Source organism: Halorubrum vacuolatum, from assembly GCF_900188065.1.
GTDB lineage: Archaea > Halobacteriota > Halobacteria > Halobacteriales > Haloferacaceae > Halorubrum > Halorubrum vacuolatum.
Map to the genome: position 1 here is coordinate 1 of NZ_FZNQ01000016.1, position 22988 is coordinate 22988.

Below are 22988 nucleotides of genomic sequence, written 5' to 3' on the forward strand. Positions count from 1 at the left end.
GAAGCTAAACAACCCTCTCCCGGTCGAAAAACGCTGTTAGAGGAGGTGTGTAGTGACCTCACCGCCAATGCGGGGGCTTAAACGAATACGAATGGTGTAGAGACCTATTAGCACAGCACTTATGGAATTTCGTTATATTCTCACTGACATGGGAGATTCATCGGAAGAAGCAGATCCAATCAAAGAATCACCTCTTTGGGAGTTTGTGAAAGAACAAGAAGAGGACATGCAGGTAGGTGGAGAGTCACTTGATTATCTAAAAGTTCAGTTAGAGGAGACTACGCGAATTGTTTGGCATATAGCTGCAGAAAATGCACGGGAGCGTAATGTAAAGACGATTGAAGAAGAAGATGTGAGAGAAGCGTTCAAAGAATTGGTCCACCCACATATGATGCTGGTTGATGCTCGTGAGATGCTAAACAAATATCAGAATGAGTTTCAGTCTATGATTGATGAAGATCCGGTTTTACCGTCTGAAGGGGGTGAAAACGATGGCTGACAACCGCTATCTATTCAGAGATGAATATAAACGTGATGAAAAGATTGATCGGATCCGGGTCGGTAAATTCCGAACAGAGGAAGAGCCTCTTGTACAGGAGATTCTGGAAGAAGCAGATCTGGATATTAATTATCTCTTAGAGAATGAGAAGTGGGATTTCCTCGAAGAGATCTCGGACCGTGTAGAGCAGGATCGGTTCGATCAATTCATTGATTCAATGTTTGAAAAACACGGTGAGAAAGGCGACCAATTCAATATCCAGTTCTATGTGGTTGATGAACTTGAATATGATTTGTTAGTTGATAAAGCAACCGAACGTGAAGGTGATGAATTGACGTACTTAGAAGGAGAGGACTTTCGACGGCCGACCACTCTTAGTAAGGTACGAACAGACGCTGGTGAAGATATAGTCGATCTGCAATTTGAGGTGGTAGACCATCCGGAAGATATCGAAGCAGAGGGGCTACAAAGGGCAATGACAGAAGACGGTGACTTCATTGATCTAAGTGAAACAGAATTAGAAGATGCTGAACGTCTGATACGCGAAAACCGTTATACAATAGAGGTTCGTGCCTATGTTGATGACGGGTTCGTTGGCATCTCTAATTCAGTAGGACGTGATTCAATTCAAAACGAAATCAAAGATGCAGTCAAGCGTTGGGGGATCAATACATGAGTCACGATAAATTGGAGCTACGCGAAACCGATCTCCTTATGCTTCAAAATTTGATGCGAGGAGATAACTCAGGTCTAGATTACAGCGACTTCCGTGATTCGAGTGTGAATACAGCCAGATATCGCGGAGATCGGTCAGAGTCGTTGTATGGTTCCCCGGTATTAGAACCAGCGCATGAAGAAGGCAGAATCACACAGGTTCGGTTCTATGTTGATTATGATGATGGCACGGTTGAAAAACCCGTCCAAGTCCAGGCATATAATGACGGCCACATCAACACGACAAAACCCACTCAAGAAGACTTTCTGAATGAGTTAGAAGGACATCTCGCTGCAATCCGAGACCACAGAGAATTTCTTGATCCACTTGATGACCTGATTGACGAATACGTTTACCAAGCTTTCGGCGGTTCTTTCGCTTCCCCTGAAGAAGTCCACAGAGAGAGGGTCAATCGAGCATTCAGTAGCTTGGTAAACAATTACTTTGATGAGGATGACTATCAGGATGAAGAACGACACGTATTTGAGTCGATAATTGCAAATACCGGAATCGAATTGTCGAAACTTGATCTGGAAGATGATTCCTATCCAAATGTTGATGAAGACGAGACACTCCCATATCAGGATGGCAGGATTGAAGAGTTCTTTGAGAAGTACGCAGTAACTGCCGAAGAGACTACCCGCCCAGATTTTGATAAGCTCTCAAGTCACCTTCATGCGCTATTGCATCAACGTTGGGATACGCCACTTGAAATAATAGAAGAAGCCATTGATGATTATGCTCTCAGATGAGGATACCCAGTTTCTTAATCGTGTACTGACGGAGATCCCAGCGCATGGAAACGTCACTGATTACCGATTTTTTGAGCCTGAAATGGATGAATTTCTGCATCAAGCAGGCGTAGACGAGACTACACTAAGTTCAAACTGGCGTTCCTTCTTCAAATCAGTGGACCAAGAGGTCTGTACCTCATGTCGAGCAAGTGTTTCTGAATGTACTTGCTCGGACCAAAATCACGTCTCCACAGTCTACTTTATTGATCCAGATTATGTTTTCAGAGAGTGGGCAGCACGGATCGAGGATCATAACTGGTTTACTGAAATTACCACCGAATCAATTGATAATCTAAATAAGCGACTGATTGCAGAGTCAGATAGCGTAGGAACGATTATATTCCGAATATTCTTTGACGGTCAAAGGTTCGAGAATCATTCACCAGATCCACTGAAGCCAAGATTGTCTGTTGGTTTTGTGAATGGTAAACATGCCGATGAAGAAGAGTACGCGTATTTTTGGACTGAGTTCATAGATGTAGGATTCTGGAAGGGACTACACAACCAACTAGTACAACTACAGAACCCACTTTCACTTCGCCTTTGTCGGAAGGAAACAGCAGCTGTTGAAATTAATGCGGAGAGTATTGAAGATGAGTTGAAAAACTACTTCCAAGGTGTTGGATGGGACGTTTCCGAACAACCCCAGCTAGTTTGCCACGAAGTTGATGATTATATTGATATTGAAGATGTGAATTTTGTTGCCTCTGAAAATGAAAATTCACGAGCGCTGCTTTGTGAATGTGACTCTGATCCGGAACACTGGCACTTCCATTATTTTACTGATGGTAAGTTATCAGATGTCACAAGCTCTGAAGTCATAGAAACAAGCCGAGATCGCATGCGAGGAAACGTCAATGATTACAACAACCTTTCCGAATCTCGGCAAGATTTGGGTCCATTCGTCCGGATCTTTGCTGTTATTATTGGTGTAATAAATATAGGGCCGCTCGCACAGTTCTTTGAAATTCTTGAGGTGGATTTAACGACTCAGCAGACTGTCGGCATTCTAATTGGGATTATAGTTGTGAATCTCATACTCGTGCTGGCGCTCGTCTATTTAGCTCTCTGGCCAGTATATCGTCACAGAACTTTCGATTGGTCAATCTAATCTACAGTCTGAACCTGGCTTGGAGAATTATCAACTATCGCCAGACCATAGATCAGTTCAACAGTCTGCCATTTCTTTTTTATAATAATGGGTGACAGGATTACTGGGAATTCTGTCGTATTATAAAAGAGACGGAATATATCGTGCCGAGCCTTTTGTGCGATAACGCGGCCAACTACGGTCCCAGAATGAAGGTAGTACAAGAGATTCTCGCCCAATTTGGCATCCACTCAATCGAGCAGATGGACGTCAACGAGAGCTATACCGTCGAAGTCCCTGGGTACAACGACTTGACGATCGAGAAAGTCGGCCAACAGCAAATTAGCGTGGCTCATCACTACGTCCAGCGATGTGATCTGATGTGTGATCCCGAGATCGTCTTCCGTGTCGAAAACGGTGAGTGGGTCCCGATCGAATACACGCAGCATCCACGAGTGTACCAGCGTGACGAAGACGGTCTTCAGCTGAACGGCTTCATCGAGCGCTGGGACCGAAATCTCCGGCAACAGGGATTCGTAGAGGCCGCGGAAAAGTAACTCAGCGAAGCTGCAGTCCTGATCGCTTCGTTCTTGGGATTGCCCACAGGATGTGCCAAGGCTTCTACGTTCCTGAATTAGGACGTAGCGAGCAATAGTCTTTCAAAACAAGTCCTCGATACGTGTCTGGAGATCTGAAAACGCCTGTTCTGCGTACTCGATGTCGGTTGCGCCGGTTATGACTACCTGTCCTGAACCAAATACCAAGAGAACACAATCGTGCTCCGATGGGCGATACACTAATCCGGGGAACTGTTCCGGCTCGTATTCCGTGACCTCTAGTCCAAGTCCGATGGCCAGCGCCGAGAGATTCAGTTGTTCCCCCACGTCTGCGGTACACACGTAGTTCTGGATATCGAACCACTGGTCATCAGGCTCAGAAAGGATCCCACACCTGGTTAGGGTACTGAGGAACTCTTCACGAGTGGTTTCCGCTTCTCCTTCTGAATCTGCGCCGGTGATGATGTATTTCCCTGTTCGATACAGCGTAATCAGCGGAGTATCTTCGTCAAGATGAACGTACGCGCCAGGATACTTTTCAGGGTCGTACTCGGCAATATCACCTAAGTCTCGGGACACAGCGGATAGATCTAACTCCAGACCGAGAGATCCAGATGAGACGACGTTGACGATCTCGACCATCGAACCTGTCGTATAGGTGTCTTCGGGGATACGAGTTATAATCTTCCGATGTAGACCAACCGAGAAAGCGAACACACTCGACAATCGCAATAGTTAAATTTGAAGTTGGTGGCAGATTCTTCTTTGAGTGTGAGTATTAACGGCGACAACGGGGAATTTGAGAAGAGCCTCTGGCAGTCTGCGGAAGGCCTTCGTGGGCCGGTTGAGTCTGCAGAATACAAGCACATCGTACTCGGCCTTCTTTTTCTCAAGTACATGTCCGACGCGTTCGAACAGCGTCGGAACGAACTACGAGAGCTGACGTACGACGAGGAGTCGATGTACTACTGTGGAGACGACGATGAGGAGCGGCAGTTCATTTTGGAGGACATTGACGCCTATCACGAGGAAAATGTCTTCTACATCCCCGAAGAAGCTCGCTGGGAAGGCCTGATGGAGCGAGCTACGCATCCAGACATCGGTGCGCAAATCGATGATGCGATGCGGGCTATCGAGGACAAAAATCCGGATCGGCTCGACGGAATGCTTCCGAAGCGGTATTCTCGAATCCCACAGGATACTCTTGAAGGCCTTCTTAACGAATTCTCTGAACTCGATCTTGGAAATGGTAAAGACACGCAGGATGAGGATGTCTTTGGTCGGGTCTATGAGTACTTCATTAAGGAATTCGCCCGCCAAGAAGGGCACCGTGGCGGTGAATTCTACACACCAAAGCACGTAGTCGAGTTACTGGTAGAGATTCTGGAACCCTTTGAGGGGCGGATATTCGATCCATTCTGTGGATCTGGTGGGATGTTCGTGCAAAGCCACAAATTCCTTGAGGAGAAAGGTGGTGACGAGAGTCAGATTTCCATCTATGGGCAAGAGGTGAATCAGGCAACTTGGCGTATCTGTAAGATGAATCTTTATTTACGGGGAATTGACGGCAACATTCAACTTGGAGATAGTATTAGAGACGATAAATTTTCAAACCTTCGTGCAGACACCATTATTACCAATCCGCCATTTAATATGAGCGAATGGGGGAAAGAGACGGTCTCTGAAGACGATCCTCGATTTAAATATGGTCTCCCTCCCAGTAGTAATGCCAATTTGGCATTCCTGCAGCATATGTTATACCATGTCTCAGAGGATGGTATGATCGGCACGGTCATGGCAAAGGGTTCACTCTCATCAAGTGGTAAAGAAGCCGAGATTCGAAAACAAATCGTAGAGGATGACTTATTGGACGCTATTATTGTGCTTTCAGATCAACTGTTCTACACTACAGAAATTCCGGTGTCTATTTGGGTTCTGTCCAAATCGAAAGGTGAAGGAACGGATGAGAGAGAAAGAAAGGGAGAAACACTATTTATTGATGCTCGTGACATATACGAGCAGAAAGACATAAAACAGAAAATTCTAAGGCCAAAACACATCGATAAGATTGCATCCACTGTTCGCTCATACCGCCAAGGCTATGAAAACTATGAGGATGAGCCCGGCTTCTGTAAAGTTGTAGATATTGATGAGATAGCTGAAAATGACTATATACTGATTCCTGGCAGGTATGTAGGTATTGAAGATATTGAAAAGAATGATGTTCCATTTGAACCGAAAATGGAGCAAGTCACATCTGAACTTCGCCAGAAATTCAGAGAAAGTGACGAACTGCAAAAAAAGATCGATGAGAAAATTCGGGAGGTCGGATTTTGAGCGACCAAGAAAAACTAACTGAATTCATGGATGGAAATATGGATAACTCCTTAGGAGAATGGGAGGAAAGAACCTTCTCTGATATCATTGAAATAAACAATTATCCATCTCTGGAAAAGGGAGAAAAGCAAACGTATGTGGCAATGGAACAACTTCGACCCAGTACGCGAGAAATCCAAGGCACTGAGCAGAAGGAGTACAAGTATTCGGCACCCCGGTTCGAAAACGGTGATACACTTTTTCCGAAGATGTCGCGCTGCCTTGAAATTGGAAAGACGGCATATGTAAATAATTTAGAGGAAGATGAAGTCGCCTTCGGTTCTACCGAATTCATGGTTATGCGCCCGAAAGGCGAAGAAGTACTTCCTAAGTTTGTGTATTATACAGTCAGGCGAGAAGACATTAGGCAACATGCGCTGAGCTGGGCGACTGGAAGCACCGCTCGACGGCAGAGAATCTCCACAGATTTTTTTGATGAATTAACCATCAAAATCCCACCCATTGAGGAACAAAAAGAAATAGTTGAGTTATTGGATGCAATCGACACTAAAATACAGAAGAATAAAGAAATAAATGAAAAATTGGAAAAAACTGCTCGTACACTTTATAAAGGGTGGTTCAAAGAGTTCTCACCATATACATCATTCCAAGATACAGATCTTGGCGAGATCCCGAAAGGTTGGAGTGTGGGTACTTTAGGGGATATAATGCAAAAGAAATCAAAGAAGATCGATCCTGAACAAATGTCTCCTTCTACTCCATATTTCAGTCTGAAGCATATGCCTGAACAGTCCCTTTCGCTGGAGCGGTGGGATAATACAGAAGATGTGTCAAGTAGAAAGTCAGAATTCAAAAAAGGGGATATTCTATTCGGTAAATTGAGACCGTATTTCTGTAAAGTTGGGATTGCGCCTGTTGATGGAGTTTGTTCTACAGACATATTCGTTATCACACCAAAAGAAGAGTCGGAGTGGCGAGAATTCTTGCTCTGTCAGCTGAGTGACCAGTCCTTTATTGATTACTGCGACAATGTATCTACAGGAACACGAATGCCGAGAGTAGGTTGGGAAGAGATGTGCGAATATGAAATACCTCTCCCAAAATCAGACGTTGTCAAAGAGTTTAGTGAAATAACTCGTCCGTTTTTCCAGAAAATAGTGAATAATATTCACGAATCAATAAAGCTCCATGAGCTACGAGATACGATCCTCCCTAAGCTGTTGTCAGGAGAAATACGGTTCAGTGCCGACACTTGTAAGACAGTTCCAAGTGAAATCCAATAGAGAATGGGAATGGATGAAGAGGGACTCTCTGAACGACCCGCGATAAAAACTTTCGAAGAACTTGGGTATGAGTATATCTCCGCAGAGAATCTTAAATCTGAACGAGCTACAATTTCCCAAGTTATACTATATGAACGATTGAAAGAAAGTCTTCATCGGATTAATCCAAATATCCCTGAAGAGGGCCTTCAGGAAGCGATCCGTGCGCTCACCAGTACACAGTCACCGAACCTTTTAGAAGATAACCAGGATTTCCACATCCAATTAATTGACGGCGTACAGGTCGAATATGAAAAAAGAGGTGAACAGATAGGGCGTTTTGTTAATCCGATTGATTTTAGCAATCCAGAAAACAATGATTGGTTGGTAACGAATCAATTCTCGGTTCAAGTGGGTGAAAATCCTAGACGCCGTCCTGATCTGATAGTATTCATTAATGGGTTGCCGATCGGTGTCCTTGAATTCAAAAGTCCAACAGATCCGAAAGCTACGTTGGAAAACGCATACAATCAGGTGAACAAGCGTTACCGGAACGATATACCCCCTTTGCTACGTTACAATGAAATAATTGGACTGATGGATCTGAATGAGGCCCGGATTGGCTGCCTTGATGCAGGGTGGCAGTGGTACCGCCCATGGCGATATATTGAGGGAGAAGGCGACGAACGCGATGACCTCCCTGAACAGGAGGTCCTCCTCCGCGGTGTGTTCGACAAAGAGCGTCTGCTGGACCTCATTGAGAACTTCATCGTCTTCAGCAAGAACGATGGGCAACTGGTGAAGATGATGGCTGGGTACCACCAGTTCTACGGCGTTCGTAAGGCCGTGGAAAGTGCAAAGGAGACGATGGGGAGTGATCTCGGACGGATCGGCGTTTATTGGCACACCCAGGGGTCCGGGAAGTCGCTCTCGATGGTCTACTTCGTCCGCAAGATCCGTCGGAGCAGCGACTTCGGAAATCCGACGTTCGTTATCGTCACCGACCGCAACGAACTGGACGAACAGATCACACACACGTTCAGCGACGCTGGATTCAACGTACAGTGGGCGGACAGCATCACGGACCTCCGCGACGAACTCGATCGTGCGACTGGCGGCATCATCTTCACGACCATTCAAAAGTTCCAGACGGTAGGTGACGAACTCGACCATCCAGTCATCAACGAGCGGGAGGACGTCATCGTCATCGCTGACGAGGCGCACCGTTCCCAGACCGAGGATCTGGGGATGAATCTTCGAACCGCACTCCCGAACGCCTCGTTCCTCGGATTCACTGCAACACCGATCCACGAGGGCGACAAGGCAACGCGGCAGACGTTCGGAGAGTACGTGAGCACGTACACGATCGACCGGTCCGAAAAGGACGGCTCGACGGTCCCGATCTACTACGAATCCCGGTTCGTAAAGCTCCAACTCAACAAAGGCAAGATCAGCGATGCAGTTGAAGAACTGCTCGACCAAGGAACGGAGGACCTCGAAGGCGAACTCGTTCAGAAGTGGACCAACCTCCGCCGTATCATCGAAAACGCGGATGACCGGTTAGAGAAGATCTCGGCCGACATTGTCGATCACTTCAACGACCGTGAGATCGAAGGTAAGGCGATGGCCGTTGCCATCAGCCGGAAGGCAGCGGTCAGATACAAGGAACTCATCGAACAGCAACCCGACGCCCCCGAGGTTGACGTCGTAATCTCGGATCCTGACGAGTACATCGACGACCCCGTCAGTGAAGACAAACTCAAGCGTCGATTCAAGGATCCCGACGATCCGTTGAAGATCATCGTAGTCTGCGACAAATGGACGACCGGATTCGACTGTCCGCCGCTGCACACGTTATACATCGACCGACCGATGAAGAACCACAACCTCCTCCAGACCATCGGTCGAGTCAACCGCGTCTACAAAGACAAGCCAGGAGGACTCGTCGTAGACTACATCGGGATTGCTGAAGACCTCCGCAAGGCGCTGGACAAGTACACGTCGGACATCCAGGACATGGCGATGGTTGACGTCGAAACAGCCGTCGAGGTGATGTGGAAGAAGTACCACGAGGTGGCTAGTTTCTTCAACAGGGTAGACTACAAGAACTGGCAAGAGCTGGATGACCTGGAGCTTTCCCGACTCATCCATCGAGCCGAAAGCGAGGTGATCGCAACTGAAGAGAAGAAAGAGGAGTTCATGCAGGCTGTCACGGAACTGCGGAAAGCATTCGCGCTTGTGACGCCTCACGATGAAGCGAGTGAGATCCGCTCGGACCTGCTGTTCTTCGAAGCGGTCCGTGACAGCCTTCGATCTCTAGAGACAGACTCTACCACGAAAGATGAGGACGTCGAATCGGCGATGAAAGAGCTCATCGCCGAAGGAATCACCGCCGATGACGTCGTGACCGTTGCTGGGTTCGATAAGTGGAAGTCCGAGGATCCGATCGTCAGCGAGGAGTTCCTTTCTGATGTCGAACGAGTCGAAGAGCCGGAACTCCAGGTGGAGATGCTTGAGTCGCTTCTTCGTAGTGAGATTTCGACCCGGAAACAACAGAACCTCGCCAAGTACGAATCTTTTGAAGAGGAGTTAGAGGAGACCCTCAACAAGTACAATAACCAGTTCCTGACTACAGAGGAAGTGATCGAGGAGCTGAAAGCATACGCGAATGAACTCCAGCAGGAAGATAGACGAAAGGAACGGCTGGGACTGACTGCCGAAGAACTCGCCTTCTACGATGCGGTTGCGACGAATACTGAGGAAGAGATTTCCGAAGAGCAACTCCAAGAAATAGCACAGGAATTGTGCGAGATGTTGAAAGAGAACGTCAATATCGACTGGACGAATCGAAAAGCAATGCGTTCCAAACTCAAGGTCCGGGTCAAGGGTCTTCTCCGAAAAAATGGTCTCTCTCACGGAGAATACGAACCATTAATCGATCCGATCGTGCACCAGGCAGAAGCACTATACGGCGATGTTGGCACATAGAGGTTCCAGGTGAATAGTATGAAACTCTGTTTGTTAGTTTGAAACGTATGAATCGCTTGACGGATGGTCTAGTCTTCGCAAACGACTTCACGCAGTTCTTCGAGTAGATCTTCTCGATTCTCGGCTAGAATCTCCACGTCTTCGTCTACATTTTCTATCTTTGTTCGAATCCGACTTACCACCCGATATCGATAGTTATCCGAGACATCTGCATCACCTCGCAGAATTTCGCGCTCCCGCTCTGTGAGGAGGCCCCGATACTGATCATCAACCATATCCCCGATTGAGCACGACTCACCAAAGAAGTTCTTACTACCGACAGTCACAAAGGTACTGTAAACAGTCACATTACCAATTACAGTAACCTTTATATGACCACATGTAGTAACCTATGGCGTGAAGTCCGGTCTAGCGGCCATAGGTGATGAAATCGCCCGGATGCCAGCACATCCGGACCGGGCTCTCCATGAGGATTCGAGAACCCATGTACGATTCGAACACGTCGAACGAAGAAACCATCGAAGAATCGATCGGGAATGACAAACACCAACTCCACTGCATCGGGTTCGGGGCTGACACTGCTATTTGTCAGGAATGCAGTGCTAAACTCCGAAAGGGTGAGTCGGTAACGGTGTACGCTGTCCGACCAGCTTCTGAGCCGGGCTTCGAGGTTGGATTCGTCTTGTGTGAAGAACACGAAAATGAGTTTTCTGTGGTATGGTCGCGTGGGGTACGCGAGCTGATTGTTCGCGGGCGTGTTGGGAGAGTGCTAGATGCGGGGAAGAAGGCATCGTGGAAGGTGTTGTTGGATCCTGAGATTGCGTTGGTGAGCCCGTCAGAGGCGATGGAGGCATACTCTGTAGAGGAGTTGCAGGAAATTCGTGGACCATCGACGGCGGAAATTGAGGCTGCCGTTGCCGGTAAGGAAGATGGGAGTGATGTCAACGAGGCAGTAACCGAAATAAATCAGCTTCAGGAGCCTGCGGATGACATTCGGCCCGCAGCAGAAGCGTTCTCCGAGGAAGATCAGAGGGAAAGATGAGCGGTAACCGTGTCAGCCGATTAAGAAACCAGCTCGGACGGCGTACTGGCGAGGAGCAACTTTGCAAGCAACCTCTCTGAAATCATGTCACAGACTGAGCCACGAGATCGAAGCGACAGTGGAGATTCAGGTGAACAAGAAGCAGCTGGCGACGCGGACGAAGAGGCAGACGTCCGTGATCCACATGAGTGTCACGAAACGGTAGATTCGGAGACGCGAGCGGAGGCGCTGGAGAGAGACGGACATCGGTGCCAAGTGTGTGGGAGATGTGGCCCGGAGCGTGGAGGATTGGCAACGCTGCATATCCATCATATTGAGCGTGATCCAGATGGAATGGATGAGGATGATCCGAGGAATCTAACAACGTTGTGCAGGTCGTGTCACAGTTGGATTCACCAGCAAGCGTCGCCGGACGAGTCGCCAGTCTCACTGTCAGAAGATGACTTGACGGTGTTGCTAGCGCAGGATATCGAAATGTTGCGATTCCTGGCGGAGGATGGGCCGGCGAGAACAGGGGATATCGCGGCCGGATTGACGGCGGACTTGTCGGTTTCAGCTGTTCGAGAACGCCTGTGGGTATTGATGGGGCTAGATAATATTGTCGAGTCGCGTGACCGGCAGATCGTCGATAAAGATATTGAAACTGGTGAGTGGGGATTAACCGGACAGATTGAGACGTCGGCGCGTGGACACATCCCAGATGATCCACAGCTGTTGCTGCAACGCATGGAAGATGAACAGGTCAGACAAGCGTTAGAGCGTGGATGCGACCGACACTCAATCATGGACGTGTTCGGTGTGTCTCGTCGAACGACGTTCCACAAAGAGAAGCGTGCGTGTGCGTACGGGTTTCCCTTAGAAGCGTTCAGCAGAGGTGGACCACAAAGAGGAGGCGACGATCATGATCGTAAGTCGCCTTCAGATAGGGCGGATGATACGGCAGAAGACGAGCAGCAGCAATTGGACGCGGTCGTTGACAGCACTAATAAAGCCCGCAAGCAGGCCGAAACTGTAGGTGTGTCTGGTGCTGGGGACGTTCCCAACGAGGTAAGCACAACGACACAGTCGGATCGTAACGCTGTGGTGGTCCGAAATCAGCTAGAGACAGCGATCGAAGCATTAGAAGAGGTTCAAGAAGCCCTCTGAGCGTCCGCGGATCGCTTGGACAGGATTTTCTGAAATTCGTTTCGAAAAATGAACTCAAGCCGCTTGGTAGCGTCTTGAAAAAGGATACTTTGATTTCCCGCGTGAGAAACCATAACATGTGGCAGAACGTATCGAATCTCGGCTGGCGGAGATACGACAACAGCTCGCCGTGTTACCGAAAGCGGAAGAACCCCCGCCCACGTCGCTGCAGGTTCTCGGACGGAGCACACAGGAACGAGACTGGCAGCAGTTTCTGGTGTATTTTTTGACCCCACGCGAGGCACATGGACTCGATCACGCGGTGCTCGAACACGTATTGGCAGCGCTGGCTGATCGAGAAGGGTTGGAGTATTCGTTTTCGCGGTTCGAGATTAATGACATCAAAATCGCACAGGAGGTTTCGACGTCAGAAGGCATTCCAGATGTCATGTTGTGGGTGCCTGAGGAGTGGTTCATGTGCTGGGAATTGAAGATAGAAGCATCGGAAGGGCAGGATCAGACAGTCAGGTACGTTAATGTAGACGCGTTCGATGGGATCGACCTCGATAAGTCAGAGATTCCCAGCGACGGTCATCACTACGTCTATTTAACACCAGACGAGGCGTCACCACCAGCTGCAGACGATTTTGTGCAAGTGTCGTGGGAGTGGATAGCATCGGAACTCCAGACGTTCCTCGCGGAAAGTTACGACGCATATCCAGCGCGGACGACAGCACAATTGCGTGATTTCATCGATACGATTCGGAGTGAACTCACCGTGACCGACTATCAGGAGAATCAACAAGAGATGGTTGAACTGTACGTCAAAAACTACGATATCATCGCGGATATAGAAGCCGCGTTTAACGATGCGTGGTCGGCGTTCGAAGAGACGTGGGGAACGCGATTGGCTCAGACGCTCGATGCGGCCGAACTGGTTGACGATCCAGATGTCCCTGATGAGTACGCAGCGGTCGAATTGGAGATGAATGGCGATGAACGACGGCAGTGGACGTTCCGCCAGGGGAAGTCGGACTGGTCGTGGATGTTCCCACGGGAGTGGTGGTGGAAGCTGGACGAGGATCGTCCGGTATCGAATGCCATCAAACCGAACGCGAGAGTTGGATTCCTCCATCGCTTAGAAAGGAACCAAGAGGATGCGGTCCGCGATCATACACTTATCGTGTACGTTCGAAATGCTCCGTCTGGTCACGAAGACTTCTACAACGGGTTCGCGGACCGCTTCGCTGAGGCACGGAATGAAATCGAAGCGACGATTGCTGGAACGAATTTCACAGTGACAGGAAACAAGTCCAATGTGCTCCGCGGGGAATATGGTATAAAGACTGACGGACACGGGGACTTCTTTGAGGCGTATCTGGCTGCGTTAGCGCGTGCGATTGACGAAGGTGTTGTCTCAAATCCGGAGTTGATTGGAACGATCGATCGACTCTACAAAACGACGATCGACGAAGACGTAGCAGTGTGAGCAGTCAAGCTCGTTGAGACGGTATGAGTCTTAGTAGACATGCGTAACAAGAGATCGGGGATCTCGTTCAACAGCCCTGGTAAGATATTTCCAGACCGGATCTCGATTTTCGATGGATCGTTGCAACGTCGGCAGGCATACTTCATAGAATCCGGCTGCATCAAGGTTTAGAGAGCATGTAGGTAGTTTATCTGGCGCAATAGATTCAAATCAGGGATACGGGTATTGCAACGGTTTATGCTGAATCCCCGGACAGCGGAAGGAAAGAGAATCGATCATCTGGGGCTGGGATGTGGGAACGTCAACTGGGAATGTGTCACATTTGGCGATATGGTCGTGTTGTCAGTCTGATACCCATGCTGTGAATCTGATTTCACCAGATACAAGGATTCTATCAAGGGAATTTGCCAGATAAGGCCCTAACCATTTTAAATATCCATTTCATATGCCGCTCTGCGCTATATGACAGAAGCTGAATCACCAGCGGCCATAACGATGACGTTGAGGGATATGCTCGGCGATGAGGCGTCAGTCGTTCAGCAAGAATACGATGAGCTGTATGAGTGGATGTTGAGTAAAGGGAAGAACCCACGTCGAAGGAAGGGTATCAAGCGGTCAACGGCAGACAATTACATGCCTCGCCTTGATCAGCTCCATCGACTTGTCATCCAGCATTTCGAACCTGACGATCCGACTCGCATCGATACTGAGCATGCGGATGAGGTATTACGCCTGATCGACCGCGGAGAGATAACCCAACAGCATGGCTCGAACAAGGGTGAAGAGTACAGCGAATCATCCAAACGAAAGTTCGCCAATACACTGGAGATCTACTTCAGATGGCACTATTACGAGAAAGAGACGATAGACTACGAGTGGGAACCGAAGATCAGCTTCACAGACGGAAACAGCACTTCGGCGGATCGTTTCACCTACCAAGAACTCGGCCAGTTGTTCGACGAAGCCAAATCGTACGGCTCACTCCCCTCGTATTATAATACGTCCGAAGAGGAGCGTGAGACGATCAACGGATTGGTTGCTCAACGCTTGGGCAAAGCAAAAGAGGAAGTGGTGCGCGAGGACTGGTTGCACGCAGATTGGAGCCAGAAAGTCTACGCCATGGTCGTGGTCGGATACGACGCCGGGCTGGCCCCTATCGAAATTGCTAATGCTGAGACTTCCTGGTACAACCCGAAGTCCAAGGTCCTACGCATTCCATCCGAATACGCCTGCAAAGAGCGCAAAAAGGAGGAGGTCGCCCTGTCCGACCCCTCAGTTGAAGCGCTGAGCACGTGGTTACAGGAGCGCCGTCATCTGAGCAAATATGATGGAAGCAACAAGATCTGGCTCAACCGGAACGGGAATCCCTACGAGTCCGGTAGTCTCTGCCGACTCATAAGAAAGCTCTGTAGACAGGCGGGGATTTCCGTCGAAGGTCGAAAAATCGTCTGGTACTCGCTCAGACAGACCATGGGCAGGAATGTCACTGACGAAGGCGAACTATCGGAAGCAAACGACCAGCTGCGACACGATCGATTGGAGACAACCCAAGGGAATTATAACGAAACACCCGTCGAAAGACGTCAAGCTCGACTCAATGAAACCCATCGGAAGGCCGAGCGAGCGAAAGACGATCCAGGATATAACCCGTTCGAGGAAGAGGCCACCCCAATGAACGCTACGTCAACGGCCAACACTAAGGACGGGACAGCTGGGAACGAAGGGGCTGTCACGCGAACGAACGGTGGCGGCATCCATGTAGATGCAGTGATTCCGGATACGACGGGAGCGAGAGTTGATATTACAAGCCAGATTCTCAACGAGGAATCGAGCGACTGACCGAGCCAGGGACCGTCAGCCCATCCGATCGAGTGCGTCCTGTCTGTCCTCAACTGGAGCCTGATCGTACTTCATTGTTGTCTCTGGAGTTCTGTGCCGGAGCTGCGTCTGTGCAGCAGCCAGTCCTTCCTCTCTCGCCATGTAGGTGCCAGTCGAGTGGCGAATAGCGTACCAGCTCATCTGGCGGTTTTCTGTCGATATGTCCGCGATTTCACAGAGCTTTCTGAGCAACCGACCGAGCGTCGCTGACTGGTAGGGATTGCTTCGTCTCGTCAGCCACAATGCGTCTGTATCATCGTACTTCTCCTTCGCCGTTCGTTGCTGGAGCCACCGATCAAGCATGGTGACGGTTTGCTCCTGTAGCCCGACGATCCAGTTTTCCGTGTTCTTCGACGAGTCCTCTTTCGGGATGCGAAGCACCTCGTTTTCGGTATCCACCCAGGTCGTTCGTGCTCGCTCAACCTCGATCGGGCGCAATCCGGCGTCGAGACTCGTAGCGATGAGACTCGGGATTTTCCAGCTGTTCGCTCGCTCCCAGTCTTCTTCCGTGACCGCTTCTTTCGGCTTCTCGAATCGCTGGGAGAGGTATCGAACCCATCGGTCTCGTTCTTCACCCCAGACCTTCTCCCGGCTCGGTACACTCCCATATTCCAGCGATGCGTTCCGAATCTTCGTTCGCTCTTTACGCGTCAGGTAGTCCCGTGGCGTTGTAGACTGGTTCTTCCGCGAGAACGTAATTTCCTTTTCCCACTTGTCGGCACCTCGCTGGTGATGCAGCCATTTGTAGAGCATCATCACCGCTTTCGTACACGTGTTTTTGTGCGCGTTCGATGTCTCAGTCCCGGCGAGATACCGTTGGTATTCGTCGGCGTGTTCGTGTGTGAGGTTTGTCGTGTAACCGTCTTCGTACTCCCACACCCATCGGTAGAATTGGTCCATCCGGTAGGCTCGGTTGCTCACCGTCGTTTTGGCGTACCCCTCTGCTTTTTCAGGATCCTTGCCGAAGGTTAGCAACCATTCGAGACACCGCTCGCGCTCGTTCCGATAGTCGAGATACTGCCGCTCGTTGAGTAACTTCTCTGATGGTTCCGGGATGAGTTTGATGCCATCCAAGGGGTCGGTTGCCTGGTCGCTGTTCTTCATTGCCTGACCCTCCTGACGGGAACCCAGATCATTGCCCCTCGATTTTGCCGATCGCCAGACGGCGGCGGGTTTTCCCCCGCTAACCGTATTGCCCACTCGAAATCGGAAATCGCCGGACGGCGTCGGGGTCGATGCACTCTCCGAATGTAATTGCCCTCGATCATGCGTTTACCTCGGGTTAGTGCATGACCGAAAACCGGCAGAAGGCGTCGGGGTGTGAATGCTCCGGCGGGGATTTGAACCCCGGTCATTGCCTCGAGAGTACAACCCTCGCCTAATCGTCATTAAACCACCCACAGAGATGGTTCAACTCCTGAGATGCTGATTTTCGTCCGTCTGAGTCATTATAGGAACTGGAAGGTTATAAAAAACCCAGTTAATTGCCTTAGCGGTAGGGTGGATCTACCCAGACACACTGCCAGCAAGCGAGACCCTCACAGAACACAGGCGACGGGACACCAACCAGGGGTATCATCCAAATATCGCTTGAATCCTGCACCGGGCAGTGCACGAGCCCGATACCCACGGACGTTCGGTCTCACGATCGCTTCAACACCACACACAAGTATGCGATATAGTCGTGCTCACAATCGACACCACACGCCATCAGCTACCGTGTTCCGCTGTTGGGGGTCGACCCTTCCCATACTGTCTCACCCGTTTCCCAACGTGGAGAAACTCGCACACAAGCCAGCTCGTTGAGGTCATCCGCGCGTATTCAGTGTTTGAGAACGAGTGGGATCTCTGACGTTCCGAACTGGCTCAAAGTCTTCGCTGTCCTGTATCATGCACGGCAAACGTACGCGACAGATCTCATCGTTGTGCAAACCGCAGAACAATCCAGACTGTGGACGCCACGTGCGCTCTGTTTGCTTACACTCAGGACTGATCCAACCGTGTGTGGGTCCGATCGGTCCGATCGTTGAGAGAGTCACTGAAAGCTGTTCTCTCATCATCCATATGCTGTTCAATATCGTTGTCAGCGAAGCCAGCCAGTGCTTCGACATCATCTTCAGTTCTTTCGATTATAAGGCGAGACAGCAACTCGTCGAACGTCTCGTCGGGACGCTTAATGACTTCGAGTTTCCGCTTGGTTTCCTTGCTAATTTTAATCGACGTAGTCATATCGGATACAAGGTAGTTGAGAGTGCTAAACGTACTGTTGGCTGGATCCGAGACAGTGCCTCCAGACACGTGTTAAAGAGATTGTTTGGACTATAATAGTTGAGGCTACACTAGTTGAGGCTACACTATCGGTGGCTATATCTCCGGTGAAAACGAAGAATAGCTCATGGTGGAGTTCGTCAATCGGGAAAAAGAACTCGCGCGTTTGCAAGCCCTCTATGCGAGTGACGAAGCGGAACTCGCCGTCGTATGGGGGCGTCGCCGGATCGGTAAGACGAGACTGGTCGCAGAATCGATCCGCGAGCGGGACGACGCAGTGTATCACCAGGCGACAGAAACAACCGCGAAGGCCCAACTCGACGCTTTCGTGACCGACGCGGGTGCGACGTATCCTGACATCGAACGTCTCCAACGTGACTGGGAAACAATTCTGGACTATCTCATCGATCAGGACGCGATCATCGTTCTCGACGAATTCCCTTACCTCGCAGACGCTGATGAGGAACTCCCATCGTTGATTCAGCGACTGTGGGACCACAACGTCGAGGACTCCGCAGCGACGCTCGTCATTACCGGATCAGCGATCGGGATGATGTACGACCTTACGCTTGATGGACGGGCTCCACTATACGGCCGTATCTCACAGAATCCCAGCGGGAAGTTTCCGATCAATCAACTCGATTTCGGGGCAGCGATGGAGTTTTTCCCCAACTACAGTCCTGAGGAACAGGTGTTCGCGTACGGGGTGTTTGGGGGTGTCCCTCACTATCTCCAGGCGGTCGATGACACGCAGTCACTTGGCGAGAACATTACGCGAACGTTGCTGTATCAACAGGGTAGCCTTCACGAGGAGCCAGAACTGATCCTTCGAATGGAAGTTGATGAGGTGAATCGCTTCTTCGCTATTCTCGAAGCGATCGCTAAAGGGAATCGAACGCGGAATGAAATCGCTGGTGATGCGGGTATCGAGGCGAACAGTTCGAGTTACTATCTCGACCGATTGGTGGATCTGGAGCTTATCGAACCCGACTACCCCGTGACGGCGGATCCGACGCGCAGTCGGAAACGTCGGTATCGGATCAGTGATCACCTCTTCCGCTTCTGGTTTCGGTTCGTTCACGGCCGCGGTGGTCGATACGAAATGTACGGTGACACGGCGTATAGTGAACTCGTCGAGCCTGAACTCCCGAACTTCGTCAGTGATGTCTTCGAGCAACTGTGCCAGCAGGCTGTCCCCGCACTGTATTCAGATCTCACGTTTACCGAGCAACCGGGGAGCTGGTGGCACAGAGAACACGAAATTGATGTTGTTGGGCTCACTGCCGAGGGAACACTTCTCGCAGGAGAAGTGAAGTTCACCAATCAGCCCGTTGGATACGCCGTGCTTTCTCGACTACAGGAAGAAGCCAAGCAGATCGATTGGACGCCGCCAGCTGGTGGGAAGCCCGATTACGAGTACGTACTGTTCAGCCGAAACGGGTTCAAACAGTCAGTTCGAGAGGCAGCCGACGAAGAGGACTCCCTTCGACTATTCACGCTTGAAGATGTTATCGGTGCTCTTATGTGAAGATCATAGTGGCACGGTACTAAATAGTTAATCTATACTTGCGTTTAAAGTAATAATTTCATGACGGTATGATTATCTTTAGTTTATTTTTTCTGCTTCTATATCGAATCTATCTATCTAGATTTAACATGAAATCAGGTTTATACGGTCTGAAAAGTCGACATTATGCAGAATACTACATAGTTTCCCAGACGTTTAAGTCAATGCAGTTAATATTTTATCATACTGGCAGCAAACCGATCCAGTCCGCTGAACACATCGAGCTACAGACGACACAATTCAACAATGACAGACTCAGTAAACGACAACGGAACGATCAACGTGGAAACGGCCAGCGAAGACGACCACTCCAGAACGTCACGTTCTGACGAGCAGTGGGAACAAGGAGAAAAGAGCCAAGATCAGCCGGATCGTGGGGCCAAATACTATAATCGCCTCATTGATCTCGATACTTGGTCCTACACCTATATTAGGTACGAATCGACGCTCGAATTTAGATGGCAAGGAGAACTTCGTGACACGAACGAGTTCAAGGACGCGCTCTACGAACTGTACAGATCAACGTATCTCTCAGATCTATCACCAGCAGACCTCCGCCCGAAAGCGTTCCGGACGTTTGTCAGTAAGACGATCTCGAATCAACTCGCAAATACTCTCCAGCAGAGAAAACTGATCGAGGGGTCACCCGGCTCTCATAAACAAGAACACGAGCAACTCTACGAGCGTATTGCCGGACAGCTCTATAAATCCGTAGTTCTGGCTTGTGAACACCGCGCGGAACACGGACGACGACCACAATCCAGGGACGAATTCCTCCAAGAAGTACTGCCTGCGTCCGTGCACGAATCATCTGCCTAATCGTCTTTTGACGTTCACCTACGAGTAGAGCCGTCGGCCCTCTCCTTGACGTTCTGTATCATCGAGCGAGCCATGAGAATTGAATCCGTACATTTCACCCGAATGAACTAATATGATTAACCATGTACAATAAAGAGGCATGTTATCACAAGACACGATGTTGGATCTGTACGCCGATATGGTGACGGCACGGTACTACGAAGAGCGCCTTCAAGAGGAATATCTAGAGGGCAAGCAACCAGCGTTCGACATCTCCGCCGGACCAATTCCCGGGGAGCTCCATCTCGCAGCCGGTCAAGAAGCAGCCGCGGTCGGTGTCTGCCATCATCTCCGTCCGGATGACACCGTTACAGCACCTCACCGACCACACCATGTCGCCATCGCAAAAGGCGTTGATCTGAAACGGATGACCGCCGAGATATTCGGGCGAACAACCGGCCTCAGCAGCGGGAAGGGTGGACACATGCACCTGTTCGATCCCGACGTGAAATTCGCGTGTAGCGGCATCATTGCCGAGGGCTGTCCGCCGGCCGTCGGAGCAGCGCTCGCAGCAAAGAAACGCAACACCGATTCAGTAGCCGTCGCATTCCTTGGCGAAGGCGCGATAGACCAGGGTGCGTTCTTCGAGTCGCTCAACTTCGCCAGCGTTCACAACCTCCCAGCCGTGTTCGTCATCGAGGACAACGACTGGGCGATCAGCATGCCGAAAGAACGCGTCACTGACGTTGAGGACGGCTCTGAAAGGGCGGCTGGATTCGATATGCCCGGCGTTCGTGTCGATCATGACGACGCACTCGCCGTCTACGAGGCGGCCGGTGATGCGATCCACCGGGCACGCGATCGAAACGGTCCAACGCTTCTTGAGGTACAGGTTCACCGTCGAATGGGACACTTCATGTGGGATCCGCAAACGTACCGCCCGGAAGAGGACGAAGAAGCAGCACTCGCCCGTGACTCAATAGAGCGCCTCACATCCAGACTCCTCAGTCACGGTGTTGACGAAGACACGCTTTCAGAGCTACGAAGTCAGGCTGAAAAGCGGGTGGATGACGCCATTGCGTGGGCGAAAGAGCAGCCGCACCCTGCTCCCGAGGATGCATACGAAGACGTGTTTGTCAATCCACCCTCGGGCGTGACAACAGAAGAGCCTGACTTCGAACTCGCGGAGGTGACCACCGATGAGTGAGTCTGACCACGTCATCGATCGGGAACTCACGATGAGCCGGGCGATGGTCGAGTCGATCGCCCATGAGATGCGCGCAAACGACGACGTGTTCTACATGGGTGAAGACGTCGCAGATTATGGCGGTATTTTCGATAGCACACAGGGACTGCTTGAGGAGTTCGGCCGTGATCGGATCATGGACGTCCCGATCAGCGAGACGGCGTACATCGGTGCCGCCGTCGGTGCCGCACAGGATGGGATGCGTCCCATCGCGGAGCTGATGTTCGTCGACTTCTTCGGCGTCGCAATGGACCAGATCTACAATTAACTCGCAAAAAACACCTACATGAGTGGCGGCGCCGTGAACGTTCCACTCGTCTTAACAGCTGCTGTCGGGGGGACCTACAACGACGCCGCCCAACACTCACAGACCCTGTATGGAACGTTCGCGCATCTTCCCGGCTTGAAGATCGTCGTCCCGTCAACCGCATACGACGCCAAAGGCCTGATGCACAACGCGATCCGCGATGACGACCCGGTACTGTATCTCTTCCATAAGCGGTTGATGGGGATCGGGTGGATGCCCGCACCCGATGGCCCGAAAACACCGGTACCAGAGACGGATTACACGATTCCGTTCGGAGCGGCGGACGTGAAACGCGAAGGTGCAGACGCCACTGTGGTTACGCTGGGACTCCATGTCCACCGTGCCCTCAAAGCAGCTGAGTCACTCTCGAAAGAAGGGATTGACGTAGAGGTAATCGACCTCCGAACGCTTGTTCCCTTGGACACAGAGACGATCGTCGAGTCAGTCCAAAAGACCGGCCGACTCGTGGTTGTTGACGAGGATTACCAGTCCTTCGGTGTCACCGGTGAGGTCATAGCGAGGGTCGCTGACCGCGATCTCGGTGCCCTCGAAGCGGTTGAGCGGGTGGCGGTCCCAGATGTACCGATCCCGTATGCCCGTCCGATGGAAAACGAAGTGATTCCCGATAGCGATGACATCGAAGCGCACGTCCGGAGCGTCATAGCTGACGAATGAACCCGCGAAAACTCGTTCCAGACGGTGGGTCCGGGATGCGGGTCGCCATCCGTGCGACTGGCGAATGGGAAGCGGATATCGATGAGACAGAAGGGATCGTCGTCGATTGGTTCGTTCGTGCAGGCCGCTCCGTTGAGGCCGGTGAGACGCTCTGTGAAATACAGGTCGAGAAGGTAGGTATTGACATTGAAGCACCCGTCGACGGGACGCTTGATGAAATCTTGGTGGCGGAAGACGACGTGTTCGAGATCGGAGCAACCCTCGGATGGATCACTACGAAATAACAGTGTAAAAAATCTTACTGGACACCCCAATCATAGCCGAGTCACAATTATATGTGGCCATCGAATA

At 50.5% G+C, this 22988-nt stretch carries 20 protein-coding genes and 1 pseudogene; 17 read left to right on the plus strand and 4 right to left on the minus strand.

Annotated features, from left to right (window positions below):
• The first annotated feature begins 148 nt into the window (after nucleotides 1-148).
• The 5 genes from CHB65_RS12845 to CHB65_RS12865 all read left to right on the plus strand — a co-directional run bounded on the left by CHB65_RS12845 (nucleotide 149) and on the right by CHB65_RS12865 (nucleotide 3655).
• Nucleotides 149-499 carry a Cdc6/Cdc18 family protein gene (locus CHB65_RS12845; RefSeq protein ID WP_089385478.1) on the plus strand — a complete coding sequence of 117 codons (351 nt, stop codon included), beginning with the start codon at nucleotides 149-151 and terminating at the stop codon, nucleotides 497-499.
• Nucleotides 492-1175, plus strand: a complete 684-nt coding sequence (locus CHB65_RS12850; protein ID WP_089385479.1) for a hypothetical protein — start codon at nucleotides 492-494, stop codon at nucleotides 1173-1175. Before CHB65_RS12845 ends, CHB65_RS12850 begins: the two co-directional genes overlap by 8 nt.
• Complete coding sequence (locus CHB65_RS16975) at nucleotides 1172-1966, plus strand: hypothetical protein (RefSeq protein ID WP_143420418.1); 795 nt, start codon at nucleotides 1172-1174, stop codon at nucleotides 1964-1966. Before CHB65_RS12850 ends, CHB65_RS16975 begins: the two co-directional genes overlap by 4 nt.
• Nucleotides 1953-3119, plus strand: a complete 1167-nt coding sequence (locus tag CHB65_RS16980) for a hypothetical protein (protein ID WP_143420419.1) — start codon at nucleotides 1953-1955, stop codon at nucleotides 3117-3119. Before CHB65_RS16975 ends, CHB65_RS16980 begins: the two co-directional genes overlap by 14 nt.
• Nucleotides 3120-3307: 188 nt before the next feature.
• Nucleotides 3308-3655: a DUF6908 domain-containing protein gene (locus CHB65_RS12865; RefSeq protein WP_089385482.1), complete on the plus strand. Its 348-nt coding sequence runs from the start codon at nucleotides 3308-3310 to the stop codon at nucleotides 3653-3655.
• A 102-nt stretch (nucleotides 3656-3757) separates the two neighbouring features.
• Here CHB65_RS12865 and CHB65_RS12870 read toward each other — a convergent pair whose 3' ends face one another.
• Nucleotides 3758-4297 (minus strand): TATA-box-binding protein, encoded by a 540-nt coding sequence (locus CHB65_RS12870; protein ID WP_089385483.1) that lies wholly within the window; start codon nucleotides 4295-4297, stop codon nucleotides 3758-3760.
• A 129-nt stretch (nucleotides 4298-4426) separates the two neighbouring features.
• On the opposite strand from CHB65_RS12870, the gene CHB65_RS12875 reads away from it, so the two are divergent.
• The 3 genes from CHB65_RS12875 to CHB65_RS12885 are packed head-to-tail and all read left to right on the plus strand — an operon-like array spanning nucleotide 4427 to nucleotide 10242.
• Nucleotides 4427-5992, plus strand: coding sequence for a class I SAM-dependent DNA methyltransferase (locus CHB65_RS12875; RefSeq protein WP_089385484.1), 1566 nt, complete (start codon nucleotides 4427-4429; stop codon nucleotides 5990-5992).
• A complete protein-coding gene (locus CHB65_RS12880; RefSeq protein WP_143420420.1) occupies nucleotides 5989-7275 on the plus strand; it encodes a restriction endonuclease subunit S in 1287 nt (428 codons plus the stop codon). Before CHB65_RS12875 ends, CHB65_RS12880 begins: the two co-directional genes overlap by 4 nt.
• A gap of 3 nt (nucleotides 7276-7278) precedes the next feature.
• Nucleotides 7279-10242, plus strand: a complete 2964-nt coding sequence (locus CHB65_RS12885) for a type I restriction endonuclease subunit R (protein ID WP_245809974.1) — start codon at nucleotides 7279-7281, stop codon at nucleotides 10240-10242.
• Between the two features lie 68 nt (nucleotides 10243-10310).
• Here the strand turns inward: CHB65_RS12885 and CHB65_RS12890 are convergent, their stop codons facing one another.
• Nucleotides 10311-10517: a hypothetical protein gene (locus tag CHB65_RS12890; RefSeq protein WP_089385487.1), complete on the minus strand. Its 207-nt coding sequence runs from the start codon at nucleotides 10515-10517 to the stop codon at nucleotides 10311-10313.
• A gap of 209 nt (nucleotides 10518-10726) precedes the next feature.
• On the opposite strand from CHB65_RS12890, the gene CHB65_RS12895 reads away from it, so the two are divergent.
• From CHB65_RS12895 to CHB65_RS12910, 4 genes are all read left to right on the plus strand, one after another.
• Nucleotides 10727-11284 (plus strand): hypothetical protein, encoded by a 558-nt coding sequence (locus CHB65_RS12895; protein WP_143420421.1) that lies wholly within the window; start codon nucleotides 10727-10729, stop codon nucleotides 11282-11284.
• An 84-nt stretch (nucleotides 11285-11368) separates the two neighbouring features.
• Nucleotides 11369-12430: an HNH endonuclease gene (locus CHB65_RS12900; protein WP_089385489.1), complete on the plus strand. Its 1062-nt coding sequence runs from the start codon at nucleotides 11369-11371 to the stop codon at nucleotides 12428-12430.
• Nucleotides 12431-12548: 118 nt separating this feature from the next.
• On the plus strand, nucleotides 12549-13898 hold the full coding sequence (locus CHB65_RS12905) for a PD-(D/E)XK nuclease family protein (RefSeq protein WP_089385490.1): 1350 nt from the start codon (nucleotides 12549-12551) through the stop codon (nucleotides 13896-13898).
• 462 nt (nucleotides 13899-14360) lie between these two features.
• Nucleotides 14361-15737, plus strand: a complete 1377-nt coding sequence (locus CHB65_RS12910) for a site-specific integrase (RefSeq protein WP_089385491.1) — start codon at nucleotides 14361-14363, stop codon at nucleotides 15735-15737.
• Nucleotides 15738-15752: 15 nt separating this feature from the next.
• On the opposite strand, the gene CHB65_RS12915 is transcribed toward CHB65_RS12910, so the two are convergent.
• Nucleotides 15753-16880 carry a tyrosine-type recombinase/integrase gene (locus tag CHB65_RS12915; protein ID WP_089385492.1) on the minus strand — a complete coding sequence of 376 codons (1128 nt, stop codon included), beginning with the start codon at nucleotides 16878-16880 and terminating at the stop codon, nucleotides 15753-15755.
• Nucleotides 16881-17759: 879 nt separating this feature from the next.
• Entirely contained in the window at nucleotides 17760-18005 is a 246-nt protein-coding gene (locus CHB65_RS12920; RefSeq protein WP_089385493.1) for a DUF7557 family protein, read from the minus strand.
• 166 nt (nucleotides 18006-18171) lie between these two features.
• Between CHB65_RS12920 and CHB65_RS12925 the strand changes: the two genes are divergently transcribed.
• From CHB65_RS12925 to CHB65_RS12940, 5 genes and pseudogenes are all read left to right on the plus strand, one after another.
• Nucleotides 18172-19572, plus strand: a complete 1401-nt coding sequence (locus CHB65_RS12925) for an ATP-binding protein (RefSeq protein ID WP_089385494.1) — start codon at nucleotides 18172-18174, stop codon at nucleotides 19570-19572.
• 285 nt (nucleotides 19573-19857) lie between these two features.
• Nucleotides 19858-20430, plus strand: coding sequence for a hypothetical protein (locus tag CHB65_RS16985; RefSeq protein ID WP_143420422.1), 573 nt, complete (start codon nucleotides 19858-19860; stop codon nucleotides 20428-20430).
• 166 nt (nucleotides 20431-20596) lie between these two features.
• The gene (locus tag CHB65_RS12930; RefSeq protein ID WP_089385521.1) at nucleotides 20597-21616 is read left to right on the plus strand and encodes a thiamine pyrophosphate-dependent enzyme; all 1020 of its coding nucleotides are present in this window, start codon (nucleotides 20597-20599) and stop codon (nucleotides 21614-21616) included.
• A pseudogene (locus tag CHB65_RS17975) lies at nucleotides 21609-22637 on the plus strand (alpha-ketoacid dehydrogenase subunit beta). Before CHB65_RS12930 ends, CHB65_RS17975 begins: the two are co-directional and overlap by 8 nt.
• A complete protein-coding gene (locus tag CHB65_RS12940) occupies nucleotides 22634-22921 on the plus strand; it encodes a lipoyl domain-containing protein (RefSeq protein WP_089385495.1) in 288 nt (95 codons plus the stop codon). Before CHB65_RS17975 ends, CHB65_RS12940 begins: the two are co-directional and overlap by 4 nt.
• Nucleotides 22922-22988 lie beyond the last annotated feature (67 nt).